General features: G+C 59.4%; 19 protein-coding genes. 12 read left to right on the top strand and 7 right to left on the bottom strand.

From position 1 onward, the window contains the following. Positions 1 to 18 precede the first annotated feature (18 nt). Positions 19 to 501 carry a GlcG/HbpS family heme-binding protein gene (locus B2P82_RS00245; protein ID WP_290494243.1) on the top strand — a complete coding sequence of 161 codons (483 nt, stop codon included), beginning with the start codon at positions 19 to 21 and terminating at the stop codon, positions 499 to 501. Here the strand turns inward: B2P82_RS00245 and B2P82_RS00240 are convergent. Continuing rightward, on the bottom strand, positions 498 to 1616 hold the full coding sequence (locus tag B2P82_RS00240) for an acyl-CoA dehydrogenase family protein (RefSeq protein ID WP_290494241.1): 1119 nt from the start codon (positions 1614 to 1616) through the stop codon (positions 498 to 500). The two genes, B2P82_RS00245 and B2P82_RS00240, sit on opposite strands and share 4 nt — an antisense overlap. 156 nt (positions 1617 to 1772) lie before the next feature. On the opposite strand from B2P82_RS00240, the gene B2P82_RS00235 reads away from it, so the two are divergent. Both B2P82_RS00235 and B2P82_RS00230 read left to right on the top strand, forming a co-directional pair. Further along, positions 1773 to 3866, top strand: a complete 2094-nt coding sequence (locus tag B2P82_RS00235) for an amidohydrolase family protein (protein ID WP_290494239.1) — start codon at positions 1773 to 1775, stop codon at positions 3864 to 3866. 156 nt (positions 3867 to 4022) lie between these two features. Beyond that, positions 4023 to 5258, top strand: coding sequence for an MFS transporter (locus B2P82_RS00230; protein ID WP_290494237.1), 1236 nt, complete (start codon positions 4023 to 4025; stop codon positions 5256 to 5258). A 365-nt stretch (positions 5259 to 5623) separates the two neighbouring features. Here B2P82_RS00230 and B2P82_RS17015 read toward each other — a convergent pair whose 3' ends face one another. The 3 genes from B2P82_RS17015 to rsmI form a co-directional block, all read right to left on the bottom strand. Continuing rightward, on the bottom strand, positions 5624 to 6007 hold the full coding sequence (locus tag B2P82_RS17015) for a PadR family transcriptional regulator (RefSeq protein WP_414651997.1): 384 nt from the start codon (positions 6005 to 6007) through the stop codon (positions 5624 to 5626). Positions 6008 to 6180: 173 nt separating this feature from the next. Next, the gene (locus B2P82_RS00225; protein WP_290494236.1) at positions 6181 to 6567 is read right to left on the bottom strand and encodes a YraN family protein; all 387 of its coding nucleotides are present in this window, start codon (positions 6565 to 6567) and stop codon (positions 6181 to 6183) included. Beyond that, on the bottom strand, positions 6560 to 7372 hold the full coding sequence (gene rsmI / locus B2P82_RS00220) for a 16S rRNA (cytidine(1402)-2'-O)-methyltransferase (RefSeq protein WP_290494234.1): 813 nt from the start codon (positions 7370 to 7372) through the stop codon (positions 6560 to 6562). The genes B2P82_RS00225 and rsmI overlap by 8 nt, the downstream gene beginning before the upstream one ends. Positions 7373 to 7473: 101 nt before the next feature. Here rsmI and B2P82_RS00215 point away from each other — a divergent pair, with 101 nt between their 5' ends. Both B2P82_RS00215 and dnaJ read left to right on the top strand, forming a co-directional pair. After that, a complete protein-coding gene (locus B2P82_RS00215; protein WP_290494232.1) occupies positions 7474 to 8802 on the top strand; it encodes a penicillin-binding protein activator in 1329 nt (442 codons plus the stop codon). A gap of 107 nt (positions 8803 to 8909) precedes the next feature. Next, on the top strand, positions 8910 to 10067 hold the full coding sequence (gene dnaJ, locus B2P82_RS00210; RefSeq protein WP_290494230.1) for a molecular chaperone DnaJ: 1158 nt from the start codon (positions 8910 to 8912) through the stop codon (positions 10065 to 10067). Here dnaJ and B2P82_RS00205 read toward each other — a convergent pair. After that, positions 10064 to 10942 (bottom strand): alpha/beta hydrolase family protein, encoded by an 879-nt coding sequence (locus B2P82_RS00205; RefSeq protein WP_290494229.1) that lies wholly within the window; start codon positions 10940 to 10942, stop codon positions 10064 to 10066. The genes dnaJ and B2P82_RS00205 overlap by 4 nt on opposite strands. A 115-nt stretch (positions 10943 to 11057) precedes the next feature. Here B2P82_RS00205 and B2P82_RS00200 point away from each other — a divergent pair, with 115 nt between their 5' ends. From B2P82_RS00200 to arsC, 4 genes are all read left to right on the top strand, one after another. Continuing rightward, positions 11058 to 12053, top strand: a complete 996-nt coding sequence (locus B2P82_RS00200) for a DNA topoisomerase IB (RefSeq protein ID WP_290494227.1) — start codon at positions 11058 to 11060, stop codon at positions 12051 to 12053. 79 nt (positions 12054 to 12132) lie between these two features. Next, positions 12133 to 13212, top strand: coding sequence for a PLP-dependent cysteine synthase family protein (locus tag B2P82_RS00195; protein ID WP_290494225.1), 1080 nt, complete (start codon positions 12133 to 12135; stop codon positions 13210 to 13212). Between the two features lie 21 nt (positions 13213 to 13233). After that, complete coding sequence (locus tag B2P82_RS00190) at positions 13234 to 14391, top strand: winged helix-turn-helix domain-containing protein (RefSeq protein WP_290481386.1); 1158 nt, start codon at positions 13234 to 13236, stop codon at positions 14389 to 14391. A gap of 151 nt (positions 14392 to 14542) precedes the next feature. Then, positions 14543 to 14950 carry an arsenate reductase (glutaredoxin) gene (gene arsC, locus B2P82_RS00185; protein ID WP_349679544.1) on the top strand — a complete coding sequence of 136 codons (408 nt, stop codon included), beginning with the start codon at positions 14543 to 14545 and terminating at the stop codon, positions 14948 to 14950. Positions 14951 to 14952: 2 nt separating this feature from the next. On the opposite strand, the gene B2P82_RS00180 is transcribed toward arsC, so the two are convergent. Both B2P82_RS00180 and B2P82_RS00175 read right to left on the bottom strand, forming a co-directional pair. After that, positions 14953 to 15345 carry a SpoIIAA family protein gene (locus B2P82_RS00180; RefSeq protein ID WP_034811103.1) on the bottom strand — a complete coding sequence of 131 codons (393 nt, stop codon included), beginning with the start codon at positions 15343 to 15345 and terminating at the stop codon, positions 14953 to 14955. Positions 15346 to 15505: 160 nt separating this feature from the next. Continuing rightward, complete coding sequence (locus B2P82_RS00175) at positions 15506 to 16750, bottom strand: acetyl-CoA C-acetyltransferase (RefSeq protein ID WP_206991054.1); 1245 nt, start codon at positions 16748 to 16750, stop codon at positions 15506 to 15508. 167 nt (positions 16751 to 16917) lie between these two features. Here B2P82_RS00175 and B2P82_RS00170 point away from each other — a divergent pair, with 167 nt between their 5' ends. The 3 genes from B2P82_RS00170 to B2P82_RS00160 all read left to right on the top strand — a co-directional run bounded on the left by B2P82_RS00170 (position 16918) and on the right by B2P82_RS00160 (position 19920). After that, positions 16918 to 18054, top strand: coding sequence for a hypothetical protein (locus B2P82_RS00170; protein WP_290494223.1), 1137 nt, complete (start codon positions 16918 to 16920; stop codon positions 18052 to 18054). Next, positions 18051 to 18854 carry a hypothetical protein gene (locus B2P82_RS00165; RefSeq protein WP_290494221.1) on the top strand — a complete coding sequence of 268 codons (804 nt, stop codon included), beginning with the start codon at positions 18051 to 18053 and terminating at the stop codon, positions 18852 to 18854. Before B2P82_RS00170 ends, B2P82_RS00165 begins: the two co-directional genes overlap by 4 nt. A gap of 73 nt (positions 18855 to 18927) precedes the next feature. After that, the gene (locus tag B2P82_RS00160; RefSeq protein WP_290494218.1) at positions 18928 to 19920 is read left to right on the top strand and encodes an aspartyl protease family protein; all 993 of its coding nucleotides are present in this window, start codon (positions 18928 to 18930) and stop codon (positions 19918 to 19920) included. The last annotated feature ends 4 nt before the right edge of the window (positions 19921 to 19924 follow it).

Genomic DNA, 19924 nt, shown 5'->3' with positions numbered 1-19924 from the left:
CAAAGGGAGGGACGCATCATGCGCCGAACACTGATTACGGCCACACTGTTTGCCGCCGCCGGACTGGTCGCGCAGGCTCAGGACGCCAAGCCCACAATGGCGCTCGAAACCGCTGGCACGATTGTTACGGCCTGTATCGATCATGCCGAAGCCAATGCGCAGGCGGTGGCGATCGCGGTCTATGACCAACACGGCAATTTGCGGGCCTTTGCGCGCATGGATGATGCATCCGCAGGCGTGTCCGACATTGCCATGTGGAAAGGTAAGTCAGCTGGCAAATACGGCTATGCCACGGCCATGACCGCGGAGTGGGGCATTGGCCCGGGAGACGTTGCCAATTGGCGCGGCGGACTGCCGATCCACCTGGAAGGCGGCGAGTTGATCGGCGGCGTCGGCGTTTCCGGTGCGCCATCCGTGTTCGATGAAGAATGCGGCAATGTCGGCATAGCTGCGGCTGGCCTGCCAATGGCAGAGATCATGGACGTGGACGTCGAGGACTAGGGGCAGCCAATGGCATGGGCCAGAATGTTTCGGTGCACTTCGCTCGTGCCGGAATAGATCGTTGCGGCGCGCGTCGAGAGATATTTTGCCTGCGCGAACTGACTGTTCGGTGACAGGTCAAGCCCGACTTTGGTAATGGCCTGATGTAGCTCTGTGGCGAGCAGTTTCAGGGCTGACGATGTCGCCGCGATGCTGATGGGAATTTCTTCGTTGGAGGCGCGCGCCTCAAGGGCTTCGAAGCCATCCACTTTCATGGTCAGCTCAAGCAACTGCTGTGACGACGAGTTCCCGATCGCCCCGCGTGCAGCTGCGCGCAAGGCTCGCCTCAGCAGGCCGGTCGTTGTGTTGTTGGATCGGGCAATTGCCATCAGGGCTTTTGCTGCCTGCCAGCCGTCACCGATGTCGCCCACCCGGTCAGCGACCGGTGTGCGGACATCGTCGAAGAAAACTTCATTTGTCTCTTGTTCGCCGCTAATGAACTCGATCGGACGTATGCGGATTCCGGGTCGATGCATTTCGACCAGAAGGAAGACAAGTCCGTCACGGCCTGTGCTGCCCGGCTTGCATCGCGCCAACAGGAACATGTGGGTGGCGTATTGGGCAAAGCTCGTCCAGACCTTGGTGCCGTTCAACACAAATTCGTCACCGTCGCGGGTCGCACGCAGGGCAAGGGCGCTCAAGTCCGAGCCGGCCTGAGGCTCAGAAAAGCCTTGGCACCATTCATGCTCGCCATTCAGGATGGCGGGCAGGTAGTGCGCTTTCTGTTCGTCCGAGCCTTCGGCAATGATCAGCGGGCCAATCGTGCGTACACCGGAATTCATAACAATGGGCGCATCGCGGGCCGCTGAGGCATTTTCGAAATAGAGCCGTTGTTCGGCGCTCCAGCCTGCGCCGCCATATTCAACAGGCCATGAGGGAGCAAACCAGCCCCGCGCGGTCAGCCGCTTACGCCAAGCCTCACAGGCCCAGCGCGGCGATTTCAGCCCGGTGGTTTCCCGACCGGTTGCGCGCAGTTCCTCGGTCAGTTCAGCGTCGAGAAATGCATCCACCTCGGCGCGGAAGGCGGCGTCGGCCTGGCCTTCCACAAGGTCGGGAGCTGGAAAATTTCCGTCCATGTCGCTCTCCTGTGTTTCGAGCGGATGGCCAGTGTCTGGGGCAGCGGCGCAGGCCGCAATCAGGGGAAATACGGGGTGCGGCACCTGCGCCGCCATTGAATGAACCTTGTAGGGCCCGGTGTTCCCCGGCTAGGACTGGACAAAAGGGAGCGCGACATGGGTATCAGGACAACACTATTGGCATCATCAATTCTCGGCCTGTTGGCGGTCGGCTGTGCAAAGCCGGTGGCTGAGACGGCGCCCGTTGTCGCGGCCACGTCAGAAGCTGTGTCCACTGCCGCGCCGTTACCAGCCTTGACCGGGACAGAAGCGTTCAAAGTGTTCGTTTCGGGAACCGAGATCGGCCACCTGAATGTTGACCATTCCGGCGGTGTGACCAAGGTGGACTTTGAGTACCGCAACAATGGTCGCGGCCCGACCATTCTCGAGACGGTGACGCTGGACTCGTCCGGCCTGCCGGTGGACTGGGATATCGCCGGCGCGACGACGTTTGGGAACAAGGTAGAGGAGTCCTTCTCACAGGATGGCCTTGAGGCGAGGTGGACAGATGCGACCGGCAGCGATTCCCGCACGCTTAATTCGGCGACGCTCTACGTGGCCCAGAATGCCAGCCCTTACGCCCTGTGGCTTTATGCCCGGATCCTGATGGCAGATGCCGATCAATCCGTTGGTGTTTTGCCTGGCGGTACACTTCAACTCGAAAAGATGGAGGACCTGACCGTCGCCGGGCCGGAAGGAGATGTGGCGATCAGCGCTTACGCGCTGTCCGGGATCGAGTTGAACCCGACTTACATTCTGATGGATTCGAGTGATGCGTTTGTTGGCGTCATTTCGCCGCGCTTTGCCATCTTGCGGGACGGTCTGGAAGCGCATGATGAAATGCTTCGCGCCCGGTCGGTCGAGTATTCCGCCAAGCGGTTCGAGAATATCCAGGCTGAAACGGCGCACAATTACGACGCGCCCGTCCGCATTGCGGAAGTCCGCGTGTTCGACCCGGAGACGCTGGCCCTGACGGACCCGGTCTCGGTCTTGTTCGAAGGCAATCGTATCCGGTCGGTCGACGCCCCGGATACGCGCCATGAAGGCGAAGTGCTGATTGATGGCGATGGCGGCACGCTGGTGGCGGGCCTTTATGAAATGCACGGGCATCTCGGTCAGAACAGCGCGCTGCTCAACATTGCGGCCGGAGTGACATCAGTTCGGGATATGGGTAACAACAATGACGTGCTCAGTGAGCTGAATGAAAACATACAGTCCGGGCGTCTCGCCGGTCCGCGTATCATCCGCAGCGGGTTCATCGAGGGGAAGAGCCCGTTCAGCTCCAACAATGGGACACTCGTATCGAGTGAGGAGGAGGCGCTCGAAGCCGTTCGCATGTATGGCGGTGGAGAATTCCACCAGATCAAGATCTACAATTCCATGAAAGGCGAATGGGTGCCGGCGATGGTTGCGGAAGCGCGCCGTCTCGGCCTGAAAGTGGCCGGGCATGTGCCGGCCTTCTCCAATGCCGACCAGATGATTGCTGCGGGTTATGACGAGATGACCCATATCAATCAGGTCATGCTGGGCTGGGTGCTGGAAGAGGGAGAAGACACGCGCACCTTGCTGCGCCTGACCGCGTTGAAGCGTCTCCCATCTCTGGAGATCAGTGATCCAAAGGTACAGGCAACGATCAATGCCATGGCGGAGCATGAAACCGCGATTGATCCGACCCTCGCCATCCATGAAGCTTTGCTCAGGTCTCGCAATGGCCAGCTCCGGGCGGGTGTGGTGGACTATATCGATCATATGCCGGTTGGCGAGCAGCGCTCGGCCAAGACAGCATGGGCCGACATTTCCTCTCCCGAGGATGACGCGGCCTACTGGCAGGCCTTCGACAAGATCATCGAAACGGTCGCCGCGATGCATGAGGCGGGCATCCAACTCGTCCCCGGAACGGATATGGGCGGATCCTTCGTCTATCACCGCGAACTTGAGCTCTATCAGCAGGTCGGAATGACAGCGCCTGAGATTCTTGCCTGGGCGAGCCATGGCATGGCTGAGTATGTGGGACAATCGGACGAGCTTGGGTCTATCGAGCCTGGCAAGCTGGCCGATTTCTTTCTTGTCCCAGGCGATCCCACAGCAGACCTGAAGGCGATCAAGACCATCTCCATGGTTGTGAAGGATGGCACGGTCTATTTCCCGAGCGAAATATATCCTTCATTCGGAATCGAGCCCTTCGCAGCGGCGCCGACTTTGACCGAGTAGGCGGGGGATTCCGCCTTGCGCAGATGCGCGGCTCAGGCTTGGTTGACAGTAGCAGTCGAGGTTTCTACAGGCGCGATCGGAACACTCTTTTCTGCATCGGGTTAGCCTGAAGACGGCTCGCCCTCCCTGAAATCCCAGCACGCCCTGGAGGCTGGAATGTTCAAGTCTATCTCCGCCATCGCTGCTCTGCTGTTTGCTGCTGCCATCCTCTATGCCGGCAACGGCTTGCAGAGCACGCTCTTGTCTGTGCGCGGCGACCTGGAAGGCTTCCCGACCGCAATCATCGGTCTTCTGGCCTCGGCATATTATGCCGGCTTCATCCTCGGTTGCCGCTTCGTGCCTGGCATGATCAAGGGCGTAGGGCATATTCGGGCTTTTGTGGCCCTCGCCTCGATCGCGTCGTCCAGCGCGCTGGCGCATATCCTGTTCGTCGATGCCACGCCGTGGGCAGTATTGCGCTTCATTACAGGTTTCAGCTTTGCAGGGCTGACCATGGTGCTGGAAAGCTGGATCAATGAGCGCGCGACGAACGAGAACCGTGGCAAGGTGCTGTCAGTCTATCGCATTGTCGATCTTGGCGCCGTGACCGTCGGCAACGGCCTGCTCGCGATTGCGCCGCCTTCGGGCTTCCAGCTGTTCGTTCTGGTTTCCATCCTGATCTCCATCGCGCTCGTCCCGGTGGCGCTAACGCGCTCGGATTCGCCTGCGCCGCTGGAGACCGCTCAGCTCGACATTGTTCAGCTTTATCGCGTCTCGCCCGTCGGCGCCGTCGGTGCTGCTGCCGCCGGACTCGCCAATGCCGCCTTCTGGGGGATGGCGCCGGTCTATGTGCAGGAGATTGGGTATGGCTCGGCAATGATCGCGGCCTTCATGAGTGCCGCGATCATCGGAGCAGGCTTGTTCCAGTTCCCCATGGGCTCGCTCTCTGACAAAGTAGACCGGCGTTTCGTGATCGTGGGCAGCTCGCTGCTCGGCGCAGGGGCTTCGGCATTGTTGGCAAGTTTTGCTGGCCTGTCCCAAAACGCCTTGATTGGCTTCAGCTTCCTGTTTGGCGCTTTCATCATACCCGTCTTCGGCATTTGCGCTGCGCATGCCAATGACCATTCCGCGCTCGGCAAGGCCGTCGCCACGAGTGGCGGCCTGCTCCTGCTCTATGGGGTTGGATCGGTGATTGGCGCCCTGGTTGGCGCTCTCGTGATGAGCGCGTTTCACCCGGCCGCACTGTTCTGGTATATCTCGGGTGTATATCTCGTGTTGGCCGTGTTCAGTCTTCTGCGCATAGGCATCAACCGCCCAAGCATCGTCGGCAAGAAAACTCGCTTCATTCCGATGGCAAAAAGCCCGCTAACGCGCGTCTATCGTAAGCGTGCGAAGCCCCAGCCGAAGACATGAAAGGTAAATTGCCGAGTGTGCTGTTCGGTGGGATGTTGGCATCTACATGAGTTTAGCCTTCTCAAATGAAAAGGTTGCTCTCCAAAGAGAGCAACCCGAGAAACTTCAAAGAGGCAAGGAATTGCATGGGACGAACAATCTAGGAATTTGTAAAGATGCGTCTCCCGATTATGAATACCCCTATTGCGGCTTCTTTCATTGTACAGAATAACCAAAGCATGGCTTGCCTGCTTGCGAAGCGGTCGGCATTCCGTCGACCATACTTCCGAAACTCAGCTCTGTAGTCCTTGCGGAGCTGTAAAAGCTGTTCCGAGTGGTCACGTCTGAAATATGTACAACAGAATACCACTTTTTCACACCACGCTTTAGGCCGAGGTGGGCCTTTGCCCGTCTGCATGCGGAAATTTCTCCTTTGCAGACACCGGTTCGGAGAGTACTGACCCTGCCATTAACATCCGCTGGCCCGGTGCCATCAAGTGATAGACACGGCGGGGTCGGCCTCTCCGCCCAGCAGATGCAGTTCTGTCGATTTCAGAAGTAATCAATCCAAGTTTTTCTAGCCGAACGAGGGCCGTATAAACTTGAGGAGTATGTACCTCCTTCCCGAAATCTTGCTCCAAAGAACGTCGGATATTTATACCGTATGCTTTGGAGCCGAGGTTTTTCACTTTCCGTAACACCTCGAATTGGAAGTTACCGATGAAGAGCGACGAATCTCTCGACTCATTTTGGCTTCTTTGAATAGGCATTTCATAATGGTCTCCTTGGTTGTTGAAGCGATAAATTTTCAGCTTATCGCTTCGCTTTGTGAATTGAATTTTCAATTCTGCGCCCTTCGTTGATAACGAAGAGCATTATTTTTATAACAACCCTATTATAAATATACAAGGCTTTTTTGCTCGATGCATATGAGCGAAGTGCTCTAGGCCAGCCCTGGTCGCCAGGCGTCGCGGATGTGAACGGGCAGGCGCCGCCGCGCAACGGCGATGATGTCATAGCGCCAGCCATGATCTGCATAATGGGGGCGGCGGGCCATCCAGTGGTCTGCGGCGCGGGCGATGCGTTGCCAGGAGTGCGGCGTCACGGCGCCGAGAGCCGTATCAGCCTGCCTGCGCGCCTTCACCTCGACGAAGGCGATCACGCCGGATTTCTCCGCAATCAGATCAATCTCGCCGACCGATGTGCGCACGCGTTGCGCGAGGATGCGATAGCCCTTGAGGCGGAGGTACAAGGCGGCAAGTGTCTCGCCCGCGCGGCCACGTTTTTCGGCAGCCGTGCGCTTGGCGCTGGGGGCGCGCCCTTCAGCCATCGGCTTTCAGTTGCAGCGCCCGCTGGTAAACGTCGCGCTTCGGCAGACCCAGCGCTTCGGCCACGGCATTGGCTGCGGCCTTGGTCGGCTGGCCATCCAGTGCGTCGCGCAGGGCCGCATCGAGGCGTTGGGGCGTGACTTCATGTTCGCCCGGCGGGCCGACCAGCAATACAATTTCGCCACGTGGCGGGCCGGACTCGGCATAATGCGTGGCCAAATCAGCAAGCGTGCCTCGGCGGGTTTCCTCGAACATCTTGGTCAATTCCCGCGCCACCGCCGCGTCACGGTCCCCCAGCACAGAGGCAAGGTCTGCCAGCGCATCGGCGAGGCGCGGCCCGCTCTCATAGAAGATCAACGTGCCCGGCACCGCCTTTAGCGCTTCGGCGGCAGATTTCCGCGCGCCGGATTTTGGCGGCAGGAAGCCTGCGAAAAGGAATTTGTCACTTGGCAGGCCGCTGGCGACCAATCCCGCCAGCATGGCCGAGGCGCCCGGAATGGGGATGACCTTTACGCCAGCCTCCAGGGCTTCATGCGCCAGTTTCCAGCCCGGATCGGAAACAAGCGGCGTGCCAGCGTCGGAAATCAGCGCGATCTTCGCGCCGCCTTGAAGTGCCCGTATCAGGCCCGGTCTCCGTTCCGCCCCATTATGGTCATGATAGGGGCTGAGGCGAGCCTTAAGGCCATAGGCAGACATCAGCTTTCCAGCGACGCGTGTGTCCTCTGCCAGCACTTCATCGGCAGCGGTCAGCACGTCCAGCGCGCGCAGGGTGATGTCGCGCAGATTACCGATCGGGGTGGAAACCACATACAGGCCCGGATCCAGAGATACAGCCGGTTGCCCCTTGGGGAGACCGCGCCTAGAGTCGCCAACGGCGGGAATCGCCCCGGAGTCAGAAGGATCAGGAGATGACATTGCTTCAACCATTGCTCAGGAAGCTTCCCGCGCCAAGTCTTCTGTTGGCATCGCTGCTTCTGGCCACCGCCTGTGCCACAGCGCCTGCTCGCCAGCCAGTGCCCATCGGCACCGGACAGCCCCGCGAGGAGCCTGTTACGGGCGTGCCTCGCGATTTGGGCGACATACCGGGCGAAGAAATCGAAATTGGCGACATGGAAGATTTGGGCGACGCAACGCGTGGCCGAGGCGACCGTGGCCTGACCCCACCCTTCATGCAGGGACGTGAGATCAAGCGGGCAGCCGTGCTGCTGCCCTTTTCTCATCCGAACGCCAATGTCCGCGCCGAGGCCGAAAGCATGCTGGCAGGGATCGAACTTGCCCTGTTTGAATATGCCGACAAGGATTTCCTGATTATCCCGAAGGATACCGCCGGCAAGACCTCCGTTGCCGAGGCCCGCACGGACGAAGCCTTTGAAGACAAGGTAGATGTAATCCTTGGCCCGCTCTTTGGCGCAAACGTGAAAACCGTGCGGGAAATGGCGCGCGAGGAAGATATTCCCGTCATTGCCTTCTCCAATGACCGGTCTGCGGCTGGTGGCGGAGCCTATCTCGCTTCCATCTCGCCGGACGAGGAAGTCCGCCGCGTCATGGAATATGTGGCCGCGCGCGGCGTGGACACGTTTGTTTTCCTTGGCCCACGTTCGGATTACGGGCGTCAGGTTGAGGCCGCGATGCGGTTTGAAGCCTCCCGGCTTGGCGCCGTCATGGCCGCCTCAGCCTTCTATGGCGAGGATAGTGGAGCAGGCGCCGAAGCGCGCCAGATCGCCAACGTTCTCAAATCCGAACTGGCCGGCCGTCCCGGCCGCGTGGCTGTGATGATCCCTGAACGAGGCGTCAAATTGCTCTCGGTAGCACCGTTGCTGCCTTACAACGGCGTCGATATGCGCCAAGTGAAGCTGATCGGCACCTCTTATTGGGACGATTCCAGCATCTGGCGCGAACCGACCCTGCGCGGCGGCTATTATGCTGCCACAGACCCCGGCAACAAGAGCGCCTTCACCGAAGCCTATCGTCGGATCTATGGCCGCGCGCCAACCGATCTGGCTGCACTGGCCTATGATGCAGCCGCATTGACCGTTCGCCTCGCCGCAGATGACAGTCTGACCTATGGCGGCGTGACCGATCCGGACGGCTTTTTCGGAGTAAATGGCCTGTTCCGCTTCCGCATTGACGGCACGTCCGAGCGCGGCTTGGCGGTCATGCAGATCCAGCCCGGTGGCCCTGAACTCGTCGAAGGGGGCGTTCAGTCCTTCCCCACTGGCCAGACCGGCCCAAGCTGAGCCTGATCATTACGTGGCGCGACCTGTGACATTCCCTTGCACCGGCCGGTCACGTCCCCCACATGTGCGGCTGATCTGAGACAATTCTGGAAGACGATAGCCATTCCATGAGCAAGCGCGACTATTACGAGATTTTGGGCGTATCCAAGGATGCGGACGAGAAGCAACTCAAGTCCGCCTACCGCAAGCTGGCGATGAAGTATCATCCGGACCAGAATGCCGGGAATCCTGAAGCCGAAGAGAAATTCAAGGAAGTGGGCGAAGCCTATGCGGTCCTGAGCGATGCTCAGAAGCGTGGTGCCTATGACCGGTTTGGCCATGCCGCCTTTGAAAATGGCGGTGGGGGCGGGGGCAACCCGTTCGGCCAGGGCGGCAATCCGGACGATATCTTCTCCGACCTGTTCAGCCAGGTCTTCGGCGCAGGTGGCTTTGGCGGTGGACGTCGCCGTGGCGGGCCACAGCGCGGTGCAGATTTGCGCTATGATCTGGAAATCACTCTGGCTGAAGCGTGGGCCGGCAAGGAAGAAACCATTCACGTGCCTCAGGCCGTGCCATGTACAGGCTGTGACGGCTCCGGCGCAGCGCCCGGCACCAAGCCGGAAACCTGCGAGACCTGTGACGGCCATGGCCGCGTGCGCGCCCAGCAAGGCTTCTTCACGATGGAGCGCACCTGTGTGCGGTGTTCCGGCAAGGGAAAGATCGTCAAGAAGCCCTGTAAGGAATGTGGCGGCGCAGGGCAGGTTCGCGAGGAGCGCAAGCTCCAGGTGAAAATCCCGGCAGGCGTCGAAAGCGGTATGCGCATCCGCCTGTCCGGCGAAGGTGAGCCTGGCGATCAGGGCGGGCCGAGCGGCGACCTCTACATCTTCGTCGATGTCGTCGAGCATGACATCTTCGAACGCGACGGCCCGAACCTCTATTGCCGCGCGCCCGTGCCGATGGCGACGGCTGCACTTGGCGGCGAAATCGAAATCCCGACCATTGATGGCGGCCGTGCCCGCGTCGTGGTGCCGGAAGGCGCCCAGACCGGCCGCAAACTGCGTCTGCGTGGCAAGGGCATGCCCTCGGTGCGCCAGTCAGGCCATACCGGCGACTTGTTCGTGGAAATGTTCGTGGAAACCCCGCGCAACATGACCGCCCGCCAGAAAGAACTGCTGCGCGAATTCTGCGACTGCACCGGCGCCGATTGCCACCCGGAAAGCGAAGGCTTCCTCGGCCGCATCAAACGCTTCTGGAGCGGCGACGCCGACGAGCACCGCCCGAATTAGCGGCAGCCTTCCGCCCAGTTCAGCACCGTGTCGATCAGCGCATCTCGTGACCACGAGAACGAATGATCGCCCGACAGGATTGCACTGGTTGCATCGACATCCGGCTCTGCTTCGTAGGCCGCGATCAGCGGCTTGATGATGGCGTCCAATGGCACGGCTTCATCATTGTCTGCCCCAACAAACAGCACCGACCGGCCGGCATAATTTGGCGCGTAAGTAAGAGCATCAAAAGCCTCGCGATTGTCGATCAGTTCGCTGACCATGCTCGCGCCATTTGTGCCCGCCAGCATCTGCAGGGAATCGCCATAGGCGATAAAGCCCGCTTTCCTGTCCGGATCTGCCGCGAGAACATTCGCCACGACACCGAAATTCGCAGGAGCCAGCCCAGCGGTGCAGGCAATGGTTTCATCCTTCGCGCCCGCGGCGAGGGCTGCGAAGCCGCCCATGGAGTGCCCGATCAGGATCAGCTTGTCCGGATTGGTGCGATAGGTCTCCGCATTGGCTCGCAGGAAGTCCGTCGCGGCGGCCACATCTTCGATCACATGCGTGAATGAGAATGTTCCCGCGCTGCCCCATGCGCCGCGATAGTGAAAGAACAAGACGTTGAAGCCGTCCGCGCGCAGGTCCTGCGCCAAGTCGAGATTTTTCTCGTTGCCGGGAAACCCATGCAGCAACAGAACGGTGGGATGGGGGCCGGGGCCTTCAGCGACATAAATCAACCCGTTGAGCCGTTTCCCATGGCTCTGAAAATTCAGCTCGTTCAGTGCTGGCGGAAACTCGGTATCGTATGTCGGCGAAGTTTCAGTTGCCTCTTTCAGATTGGTGCAGCCAGGCATGAGCGCGAGCGCTGCGACGATCAGAAACAAATTTCTCATAGTGTTCTCCCCTCCAACTACCCTATCTGAAATCTGCCTCAGCCCAAACATGCTGGCGCGGGAACCGTCTCGACAGATGGATCGTTGATCCGGGCATTCACCTGAGAGATACGCCATGCCCTTCAGTTCAGACCCGGAGACGCTCTCCCGCGAAGGCGTGACGGCAGAGGCCATTGGCCTTGTCCGGTCAGACCCATCCAAGCCCGGCTGGACGCGGCGGCGGTGCGGCGCAGGCTTTAACTACAAGGACGACAAGGGCCAGACCCTGAAGGGTACGCGGGCCGAACGATGCCGCGCGCTGGTCCTGCCGCCGGCCTGGGACGAGATATGGATCTGTCCCAATCCACGCGGTCACATCCAGGCCACCGGACGCGACGAAGCGGGGCGACTGCAGTATCGCTATCACCCCACATGGTCGGCCGCGCGCAACTCGGCCAAGTTTGACGACTTGATCGCCTTTGGGCATGCCTTGCCGGAACTGCGCCGCCGCGTGCGTCATGATCTCACTTATTCGGATTGTCCCCGCGCGGTGCGCCTCGCCGCCATTGTCCGCCTGCTGGACCGGGGCGCGCTGCGCATCGGCCGGTCGGGCCGCAAGACCTATGGCGCGGTCAGCCTGCGCAAGTCGCATGTCCAGATCGATGGCCACAAGATCATTTGCGCCTACAAGGGCAAGGGCGGCACGCCTCGCCGCGTCATTGTGAAAGATAAATTGTTGGCGAAGACCCTGGATGGTCTGATGGCCGAGCGCGGCGCATTCCTCTTCCGATCGCGCAAGGTCCGGCCCGCGGCGCAAGATGTAAACGCATACATCCAGGAAACACTGGGCCTGTCCTTTACCGCCAAGGATTTCAGGACATGGAAGGGCAGCGTTGCCGCGGTCGATGCCCTGACCAAGGCAGAGGACATCACCATCAAGGCGATCACCCAGGCCGCGGCCAACGTACTCGGCAACACACCTGCAATCGCCAAATCGTCCTATATCCATCCCGTTCTGCTTGATCTGGCCCGCGATAAATGCCGCCCGGATCAGGTTTGCGACGAGGCAGAGTCTCTTGCCGGGGAAGACCTGTTGCTCGCCGTGCTGGAGGCCGTACAGCCCTTGGCCTGACAAAGGCTGCGCGCTGCAATTGCCCTGATGGGACAAGCCTCTATGGTGACGGCGAAGGCGGCTGGAGCAGGGGGCAGATTTGGATATCTCACATCTTGATTGGGACAGGCGGCGCTGGGTACGCGAGGCGGTGCAGCGCATCAATGCCGATTTCAATCGCTCGGCTGACACTCATTTGATCAAGGTGGATCTGCCCGGATTTCCGGAACAGACGCTCTATCTGAAGGATGAGTCCACGCATCCGACCGGCAGTCTGAAGCACCGGCTTGCGCGCTCGCTCTATCTGTTCGCGCTCTGCAATGGCTGGATCGGACCGGACACGGTGATCGTGGAAAGCTCGTCCGGTTCCACCGCCGTGTCGGAGGCCTACTTTGCCCGCCTCTTGGGCCTGCGGTTCATCGCGGTTGTGCAAGAGGGCGTCTCGCGCAGCAAGATCGACCAGATCGCCTTCTATGGCGGCGAGACCCGCGCCGTGCCGCCTGCAGACATCTATGCCGAGGCGCAGCGCATCACGACTGAACTTGGCGGCCACTATATGGACCAGTTCACGTATGCCGAGCGGGTTACTGACTGGCGTGGCAACAACAACATCGCCGAAAGCCTGTTCTCGCAATTGTCGATGGAGGCCCATGCCCTGCCGGACTGGGTGGTGATGAGCGCTGGTACGGGCGGCACATCGGCCACGATCGGCCGGTTTATCCGCTATCGCTGTGACATCGCCGCGAAGACGTCGCTCTGCGTCGCGGACCCGGAAAACTCGGTCTTTTATGATCATTATGAAACGGGCGACCCGGATATCCGTATCGGGACGAGGTCTCGTATTGAAGGTATTGGTCGCCCGCGCGTGGAAGCTTCATTCCAGCCAGACGTGATAGACCGGATGATGCGCGTGCCGGATGCGGCGTCCATCGCCACGATCCACTGGCTGCAGGATATTCTTGGCCGGCGCTGTGGCGGATCGACCGGCACCAATGTATGGGCAGCACTAACCTTGTTGCGCGAAATGCGCGCCGCCGGACAAGCGGGCAGCGTCGCGACCCTCATTTGCGATGGGGGCGAGCGCTATCTTGACACCTATTATGATGATGCCTGGATCGCCTCTCAGGGGTTGGACCTCATGCCATACCTCGCCAGCCTGCAAGAATTCACGCGAGACTGATCGCTCCATCGCATGAGCAACATGACGCCGCTTCGCATTTCCAACCGAGAGGCTCGCCGGCTTTGGTTATGGACCAATGGGCTCGCCGAAACGCCGACCGGAAAGCTCGATGTGATGGGCATGCTCCACGCCCTTGGCTTCGTGCAGATTGATACAATTCGCAATGTGACCCGTGCCCATCACCACATTCTGTGGAGCCGAAACCAGAACTATCGCGAAGAGATGCTTTGGCCGCTTTTGGGTAGAGATCGTCAGATCTTTGAACATTTCACCCATGATGCCTCGCTCATTCCCATGGCGTATCTGCCATACTGGCAGCGGCAATTTCGTCGCCTCGGTGCCAAAGTGGCCCGGCATGAATGGTTCCAGTCCGGCCTTGCGCAAGAACAGATTGCCCAGATCCGCGCCCGGATCGAAGCTGAAGGCGCTTTGTCGACGCACGCCTTCGACACCAAGGCCACCAGTCGCGAAATGTGGGCCCGGCCACCGCACAAGAGAGCACTCGACCAGATGTGGTATGCGGGAGACCTCGCCACTTGTTACCGACAGAATTTCGTCAAATACTACAATCTTCCAGATCGTGTTTTTCCTGCCCATCTTCGCGATGGGCCGCCGGATCACGAGCAGATAGACTGGCTCTGCCAGAACGCGATCGATCGGCTCAGCTTTGGCACAACCGGCGAAATCCAGCGCTTCTGGGAAGCGATGAGTTCGGCAGAGGCAAAGTCATGGGTGATGAGCGCCAAGCATCTGGTTCCGGTCGAGATCGAGTGCTCGAACCGGCGAACGGTTCTCGCCTATGCAACTCCCGACATCGAAACCCGCTTGGCGACGGCTCCGGCGCCGACAAGCCGCCTGCGTATCCTCAATCCATTTGATCCGGCGGTGCGAGATCGAAACCGCCTCGAACGGCTCTTTGGATTTGATTATCGCAATGAAATGTTCGTTCCCGCCGCCAAGCGGCGCTGGGGGTACTATGTCTACCCGCTTCTCGAAGGGGACCGTTTCACGGGGCGTATCGAAATCAAGGCAGATCGGGCGAAGGGGTGGATGAGCGTGACCGGCTTTTGGCCCGAGCCGAACGTCAAATGGACCCCGGCTCGCCACGATAAACTGAACGCCGAGCTTACCCGATTTGCCCGCCTCGCCGGGATCGGGGACGTCAGATGGGCCATCTGAAGAAACCTGAATCCCACATCCCGCCAAGTGGTCACATCCGGCCGAACGGTAAAGGGCCTGTGATCGTGATCTGCTCTCTTTGAAATGTTGTCACACTTTGTCAGCATAGTCTAAAGAAGCAGCGACCAACCGCCCGAATAGCGAGTTCATCATGAGCATTACGATCTATCACAATGCAGACTGCGGCACGTCTCGCAATGTGCTTGAAATTATCCGCCAAAGCGGCGTTGAGCCGGATGTCGTCCAATACCTTCAGCGCGGTTGGACGCGGGAATTGCTGGCGGGTTTACTGGCCGCAGCGGGCCTGACACCGCGTGAAGCTTTGCGCACGTCCAAGAGCCCGGCCGAGGAGCTTGGTCTGACGGATCCGGCGGTGGATGATTCCATACTTTTCGAAGCCATGCTGAAACATCCCATTCTCGTGAACCGACCAATTGTTGTTACCAAAAAAGGGACGGCGCTGTGCCGTCCCTCTGAGAAAGTATTCGATCTGTTGGACAACCCGCCTGCCAGCTTCACAAAGGAAGACGGTGAGACGATCCAGTCCGGTCAGGTTTGAACCTAGGCCATTTCGGTTTCGGCCTTTGCCTGTTCCAGCCAGACACGTGCGTCGGCTTCATCGGCCAGCTCATAGACTTTCAACTCGGTGTCGGGCAGGGCCACCGCCTGCATCTTCGCCGACTGGCGTACCCATGCCTGGTCGGTGAGAACAGCGACCTTGCCAAAGCGTTTCTGTAGGGCAAAGAACTCAGCCTTGCGTGACCAGTCGCTGGCGACATTGTGGAGCGTGCCCAGATCCATATGCTGCAATCGCACCAGCAGGCTGCCGGGATCCTCCGCGTCAGTCTGCTCCATGATTTCATCAACAGCTTCCGGCATAGTGTCGGGGTTCAGTTCGCCCTGCGCGTCGATGGTGGTGAGGTGATTGGTTTCAGCTTGGATTGTATAAGGCATGAGTCTCCTGATGGGGTTGCTTCTTCATAAGCAACGCCTTGAGGAGGGGAGCGTTCCCGATCAATTGCATATCGGTGGAAGCGCGAAAAAAAGCCCGGCCCAGGCAAGCCTGGACCGGGAGAGGATTGAACAGATTGTGAGTAAGCTTCTGGGAGGAAGTTTAAATCCGTTCAATGATGATTGCCGGAGCCATGCCGCCAGCAGCGCACATGGTGACCAGGCCATAGCGACCCCCAGAACGTTCGAGCTCGTCCAGCGCGGTGCCGATCAGGATGGAGCCAGTGGCACCAATCGGGTGGCCGAGCGCCATAGCGCCGCCATTGATGTTCACTTTTTCCCGGTCCAGCTTGAGATCGCGGATGAACTTTTCGGCCACGACCGAGAAGGCTTCGTTGATTTCATAAACGTCGATATCGTCTGTGGTCAGGCCGGCTTTTTCCAGCACTTTCTTGGCTGCCGGAACCGGCGCGTTCAGCATCAGGGTTGGATCGTCGCCCATGTTTGCCGTGGCTACGATGCGGGCACGTGGCTTCAGGCCGTTCTTGTCGGCATACTCTTTTGACGTGACGAGGATTGCGGCTGCGCCGTCCACAACACCGGAAGAGTTACCGGCATGATGGACATGGTTCATCTTGCCTTCGAGTTGTGGGTATTTCTTGGTGACCATCGCGCCATAGGTGTTTCCCTGATCATCGACCGGGATTTCCATGAACATGTTGAAGACGGTTTTCAGGCCGGACAGGCTTTCCATCGTCGTGCTGGGGCGCGGGAACTCGTCCTTGTCGAGCGCCAGTGTGCCGTCGCGATTGTAGACAGGGATCAGGGACTTGTCGAAACGGCCTTCATCCATGGCGCGCTTGGCGCGCTGCTGGGAGGTCACGGCCAGCTGGTCAACGGCTTCGCGGTCGATGCCTTCCAGCGTGGCGATCGCATCTGCGCAGACGCCTTGCTGTGACTGTGGGTGCATCTCGCGCAAGTGAAGGTTGCCGGCGTCCATCATTGGTGGATTTTTTGGATCAGCCGTCGATGCGGTGTAGCTCATCATCTCACAGCCGCCCGCGATAACGCAGTCTTCCATACCGGACATGATCTGCGCAGCAGCGAGGGAAACGGTGGTAATGCCAGAGCCGCAGAAGCGGTCCAGCGTAACGCCGGAGGCTTTCACGTCGAAGCCCGCATCAAGGGCCGCCATACGACCCATATCGGCGCCTTGCGCGCCGCGCTGGCTGGATGTGCCCCAGATGACATCATCTACGGTGGCCGTATCAAGATTGTTGCGGTCGCGGATCGCGCTCAGCACGGTTGCGCCCAGATGCTGCGGATGCAGGTGCGCGAGCGACCCTTTTCCAACCTTGCCAATGCCTCGCGGCGTGCGCACGGCGTCAATAATATAGGCCTCAGCCATCTGGTCTCTCCCTTGGGTTTATTATTTTCCCAAGTTTACGCGCACGTAAGCGTAAATCCAGCCGTGACGTCGGGTTATGCAGGTCAACTGTTTTTGGGGCTGTTCGGAACGGTCCAGTTTGTATTTCATTAACTATCGGGTAATCGGGAACAAACGGGGAGATCTGCATGGCCGACGACGCGAACGACCTGTCACAGGATGACATCGCCTATTTCGCGAACCGCCCGTCACCCGAATACGACGAAGTGGTATTGCAGGCCGACTATGCCGCGCGCGCCGCAATCAGCTTCTATCGGTTTCGCCAGCTTGGCGGCGGTCGCAATGGCACGACGCCCGAAACCAAAATGAAATTCGGCAAATCGACAGGGCGGGGCATTCATTATGTCTCCGACCATCCGCAGGTCCGCATTTTGAACTTGTCGGTTATCGCATTGCTCATCCTGTTTGAAAGCGCGGCCAATGCGTACTTCTTTGCGCAGCAGAGCGAGTTCGGCATCTCCGGCGGCATCTTCCAGGCTGCGGCGGTCTCGCTCGCCAATGTCGCCACCAGCTATTTCATCATCGGTTTCTGGGGCCTGCGCCATGCCTCGATCGGACTGGATCCAAACAAGAAATTCTGGGAGTTCGACGCCCGCAATGTGACCAAATGGTTTGGCGTGCTGGCTGTGGCACTTGGCATCGTCATTGTGCTGCTGGTGAATCTGTCAGCTGCGCACTATCGCAATCTGCTCGATCTCAAGGCCACGCTTGGAGATACTCCAGGCGCTTTCGATGCCTTCAACCAACATACGTCTACGTTCCCACGGTTCTTCATAGATTCAGATATTTGCCAATCCATCCTGCAATCGCCCATGGGCGAGTCCATTGGCAGCGCCGCGACGAATGCCATGTGTCGGCCGTTTGCTTTGCATTCCCTGGATGCGATGGTCCTGTTTGCCCTTGGCCTTGCGATATCGGCCATCGCTGCCTTTGAGGGGCGCAAGGCGGATGCGTCCTTCCCCGGTTTCAGCGACGCTGCCCGTGGCATCGAGCGCTCTCGCAGAGACCTTCAGGATGCGCTGGACGACTACTATGACAGCTATGAAGACGCGCTCGAGGATGCCGAGAAGGATTTTGGCAAGCTGAGCCCGAAGCAGAAGGTGGGGCTCCGTAGAGCGATGGATGCGCGGGTGTCGCCCTTCCGCCGCCTGCTTGAGACAGACCCTGACATCATGCGTGATGAATTCGACGTGCCGGAAGAGGTTGTCGAGCATATTTCCGGCAAGAAACCAAAAATCATGCCGCGCGCGGAGAATGACGCATGAGCCGCAGGCGCAGACAACGCCAGCGCCGGATGGCCTATATCAATTTCGCGATAATCGCCCTGCTGATCGCCGGCGGCGTGGCGGCGTTCCAGTTCCTCAAGCCCGTCCCCTATGACGAGCAAACGCTCTGTCTGCTGAGCGACGAGTTGCCGCCGCACACCGCCATTATCCTGGACAAGACGGATGAGTATGATGAGAGCCAGGCCGATCTCATTGCCGACCTGATCCGCCGCTCGCGTGACCGGCTCGAAGTGGGCGAGCGCCTTTCCATGTTCGAGCTCGACGCTGCAGGCCAGTTCGATCCGCGCGGCGAATTCTCCCTGTGCAATCCGGGCCGGGGCGGGCAGGTGAACCCGCTCTTCCGCAATCCCCGGATGATCGAGGAGCGCTACGCGACCCTTTTCGAAACACCGATGGATGCGGTGATCGATGATCTCGTCGTACCAAAGGAAGCCCCCTCCAGCCCGATCCTCGAAGCAATGGCACGGCTCGGCCAGACGGAGAACTTCTCACCCGACGCGCCCGCCCGCCGGATCGTCATCGTGTCCGATATGCTCCAGAATTCCGATCTGTTCTCAGCCTATGGCGGCGGAGGCACGCTTCCCGCCAACATGCCGCCCGCGCGTGATGTGGCTGAGGCGGTCGAGCGCCGTTATGGGCGGTCCCTATCCGGCGTGGAACTGGAGATTCGCTTGATTCCGCGCGGACGCTATACCGACATGCAACGCGGCGCTCTGAAGGAATACTGGAGCGAGGTATTTTCGGAACTGGGCCTGCAAGCCGACTGGCGAGACCTGTAGCGCCCACGGCCATTCTTCCCTGCATTTTGTCCGCACGCCCGCTTGTGGCATAATGCGGGAAAAGGATGCATCCATGGGAGGATTGCCAACAACCCGGACCGACGAGCCTCGTCTCGTTCAGCACGCTGTTTTGCTCAGCCTGTTGCTCGGCCTCTTGTTGTTTCTTGGCCCGCCAGCCTGGTCGAATACCAATGATCAGCAAATCATCCCGTTCGAGATGGATTCCCAAGACCGGTTGATGGCCGAAATCTCATTTGAAAACGGGTCAACCGCTACGGCGCTTATCGATACGGCCGCCACTTTGCCGATGATTGGCGGGGCCACAGCGCGCTCGGCCAATGTCGGGGTGATCGAGGGACAGGAGCAATTTGTCGAGATACTTGGCCTTGGCGGCAAGGAAACGTTCCCCTTGATCGATTTGCCAAGTCTAAGGACAGGCTCGATTGCCCTGAGCCAGGTGCCTGCCGCCCTTGATAGCAAGATCGCCGTCAGCGGCGTGCGCAATGTACTGCCCATCAGTGCACTGACGGGCAATGTCGTGGATTTCGATTTCGACCAGGGACATGTGACCGCCTATGATCGGCGCCCGGCCGGGCGAATGCGAGAAGTCCTTTGCAAACGGCCCCTCGTTGTTCGCAACGGGCTCTATTTCGTGCAGGTTACGATCAATGGCCGGCGGGGGCTCGCCCTCATAGATACAGGTTCGACCATTACTTACATGAATTCGAAATTTGCGAGCCATGCAGGCACCAAAGTCAACGAGGACGAAACCAAGCGCCTGCTTGGGATAACCGGCGACGACTACAATATGCACGTTGCCCACGTTTCCCGTTTTGAACTGGATGACGTCGACATGACGGGGTTCAACATGATCGTATCAGACCCCGCCCTGTTCGAACATCTGGGCATGGCTGACGAACCGGTCATGATCCTTGGTATGGACTTTCTGTCACAATTCCGTGTACAGATAGATCGCGAGCATAATCTGCTCTATTTGCGAATTCGTCATAGCACAGCCAAGAAATGCCTGGTCTGCATGGAAGTGCAGTCCTATCGCAGGCGGTAATGTA

The sequence above is a fragment of the Hyphomonas sp. UBA4494 genome, assembly GCF_002388935.1.
Taxonomy (GTDB): Bacteria; Pseudomonadota; Alphaproteobacteria; order Caulobacterales; family Hyphomonadaceae; genus Hyphomonas.
This window is presented reverse-complemented; position numbering and strand designations above follow the sequence as displayed.

Excerpts from the sequence above, each read along its gene's own strand:
- B2P82_RS00205 (WP_290494229.1), bottom strand. The coding sequence starts at position 10,942 with ATGAGAAATTTGTTTCTGATCGTCGCAGCGCTCGCGCTCATGCCTGGC.
- B2P82_RS00165 (WP_290494221.1), top strand. The coding sequence starts at position 18,051 with ATGAGCCGCAGGCGCAGACAACGCCAGCGCCGGATGGCCTATATCAAT.
- B2P82_RS17015 (WP_414651997.1), bottom strand. The coding sequence starts at position 6,007 with ATGCCTATTCAAAGAAGCCAAAATGAGTCGAGAGATTCGTCGCTCTTC.
- B2P82_RS00235 (WP_290494239.1), top strand. The coding sequence starts at position 1,773 with ATGGGTATCAGGACAACACTATTGGCATCATCAATTCTCGGCCTGTTG.
- B2P82_RS00175 (WP_206991054.1), bottom strand. The coding sequence starts at position 16,750 with ATGGCTGAGGCCTATATTATTGACGCCGTGCGCACGCCGCGAGGCATT.
- B2P82_RS00245 (WP_290494243.1), top strand. The coding sequence starts at position 19 with ATGCGCCGAACACTGATTACGGCCACACTGTTTGCCGCCGCCGGACTG.
- B2P82_RS00180 (WP_034811103.1), bottom strand. The coding sequence starts at position 15,345 with ATGCCTTATACAATCCAAGCTGAAACCAATCACCTCACCACCATCGAC.
- B2P82_RS00190 (WP_290481386.1), top strand. The coding sequence starts at position 13,234 with ATGACGCCGCTTCGCATTTCCAACCGAGAGGCTCGCCGGCTTTGGTTA.
- B2P82_RS00170 (WP_290494223.1), top strand. The coding sequence starts at position 16,918 with ATGGCCGACGACGCGAACGACCTGTCACAGGATGACATCGCCTATTTC.
- B2P82_RS00225 (WP_290494236.1), bottom strand. The coding sequence starts at position 6,567 with ATGGCTGAAGGGCGCGCCCCCAGCGCCAAGCGCACGGCTGCCGAAAAA.
- B2P82_RS00240 (WP_290494241.1), bottom strand. The coding sequence starts at position 1,616 with ATGGACGGAAATTTTCCAGCTCCCGACCTTGTGGAAGGCCAGGCCGAC.
- B2P82_RS00200 (WP_290494227.1), top strand. The coding sequence starts at position 11,058 with ATGCCCTTCAGTTCAGACCCGGAGACGCTCTCCCGCGAAGGCGTGACG.
- B2P82_RS00160 (WP_290494218.1), top strand. The coding sequence starts at position 18,928 with ATGGGAGGATTGCCAACAACCCGGACCGACGAGCCTCGTCTCGTTCAG.
- B2P82_RS00215 (WP_290494232.1), top strand. The coding sequence starts at position 7,474 with ATGACATTGCTTCAACCATTGCTCAGGAAGCTTCCCGCGCCAAGTCTT.
- arsC (WP_349679544.1), top strand. The coding sequence starts at position 14,543 with ATGAGCATTACGATCTATCACAATGCAGACTGCGGCACGTCTCGCAAT.
- dnaJ (WP_290494230.1), top strand. The coding sequence starts at position 8,910 with ATGAGCAAGCGCGACTATTACGAGATTTTGGGCGTATCCAAGGATGCG.
- B2P82_RS00230 (WP_290494237.1), top strand. The coding sequence starts at position 4,023 with ATGTTCAAGTCTATCTCCGCCATCGCTGCTCTGCTGTTTGCTGCTGCC.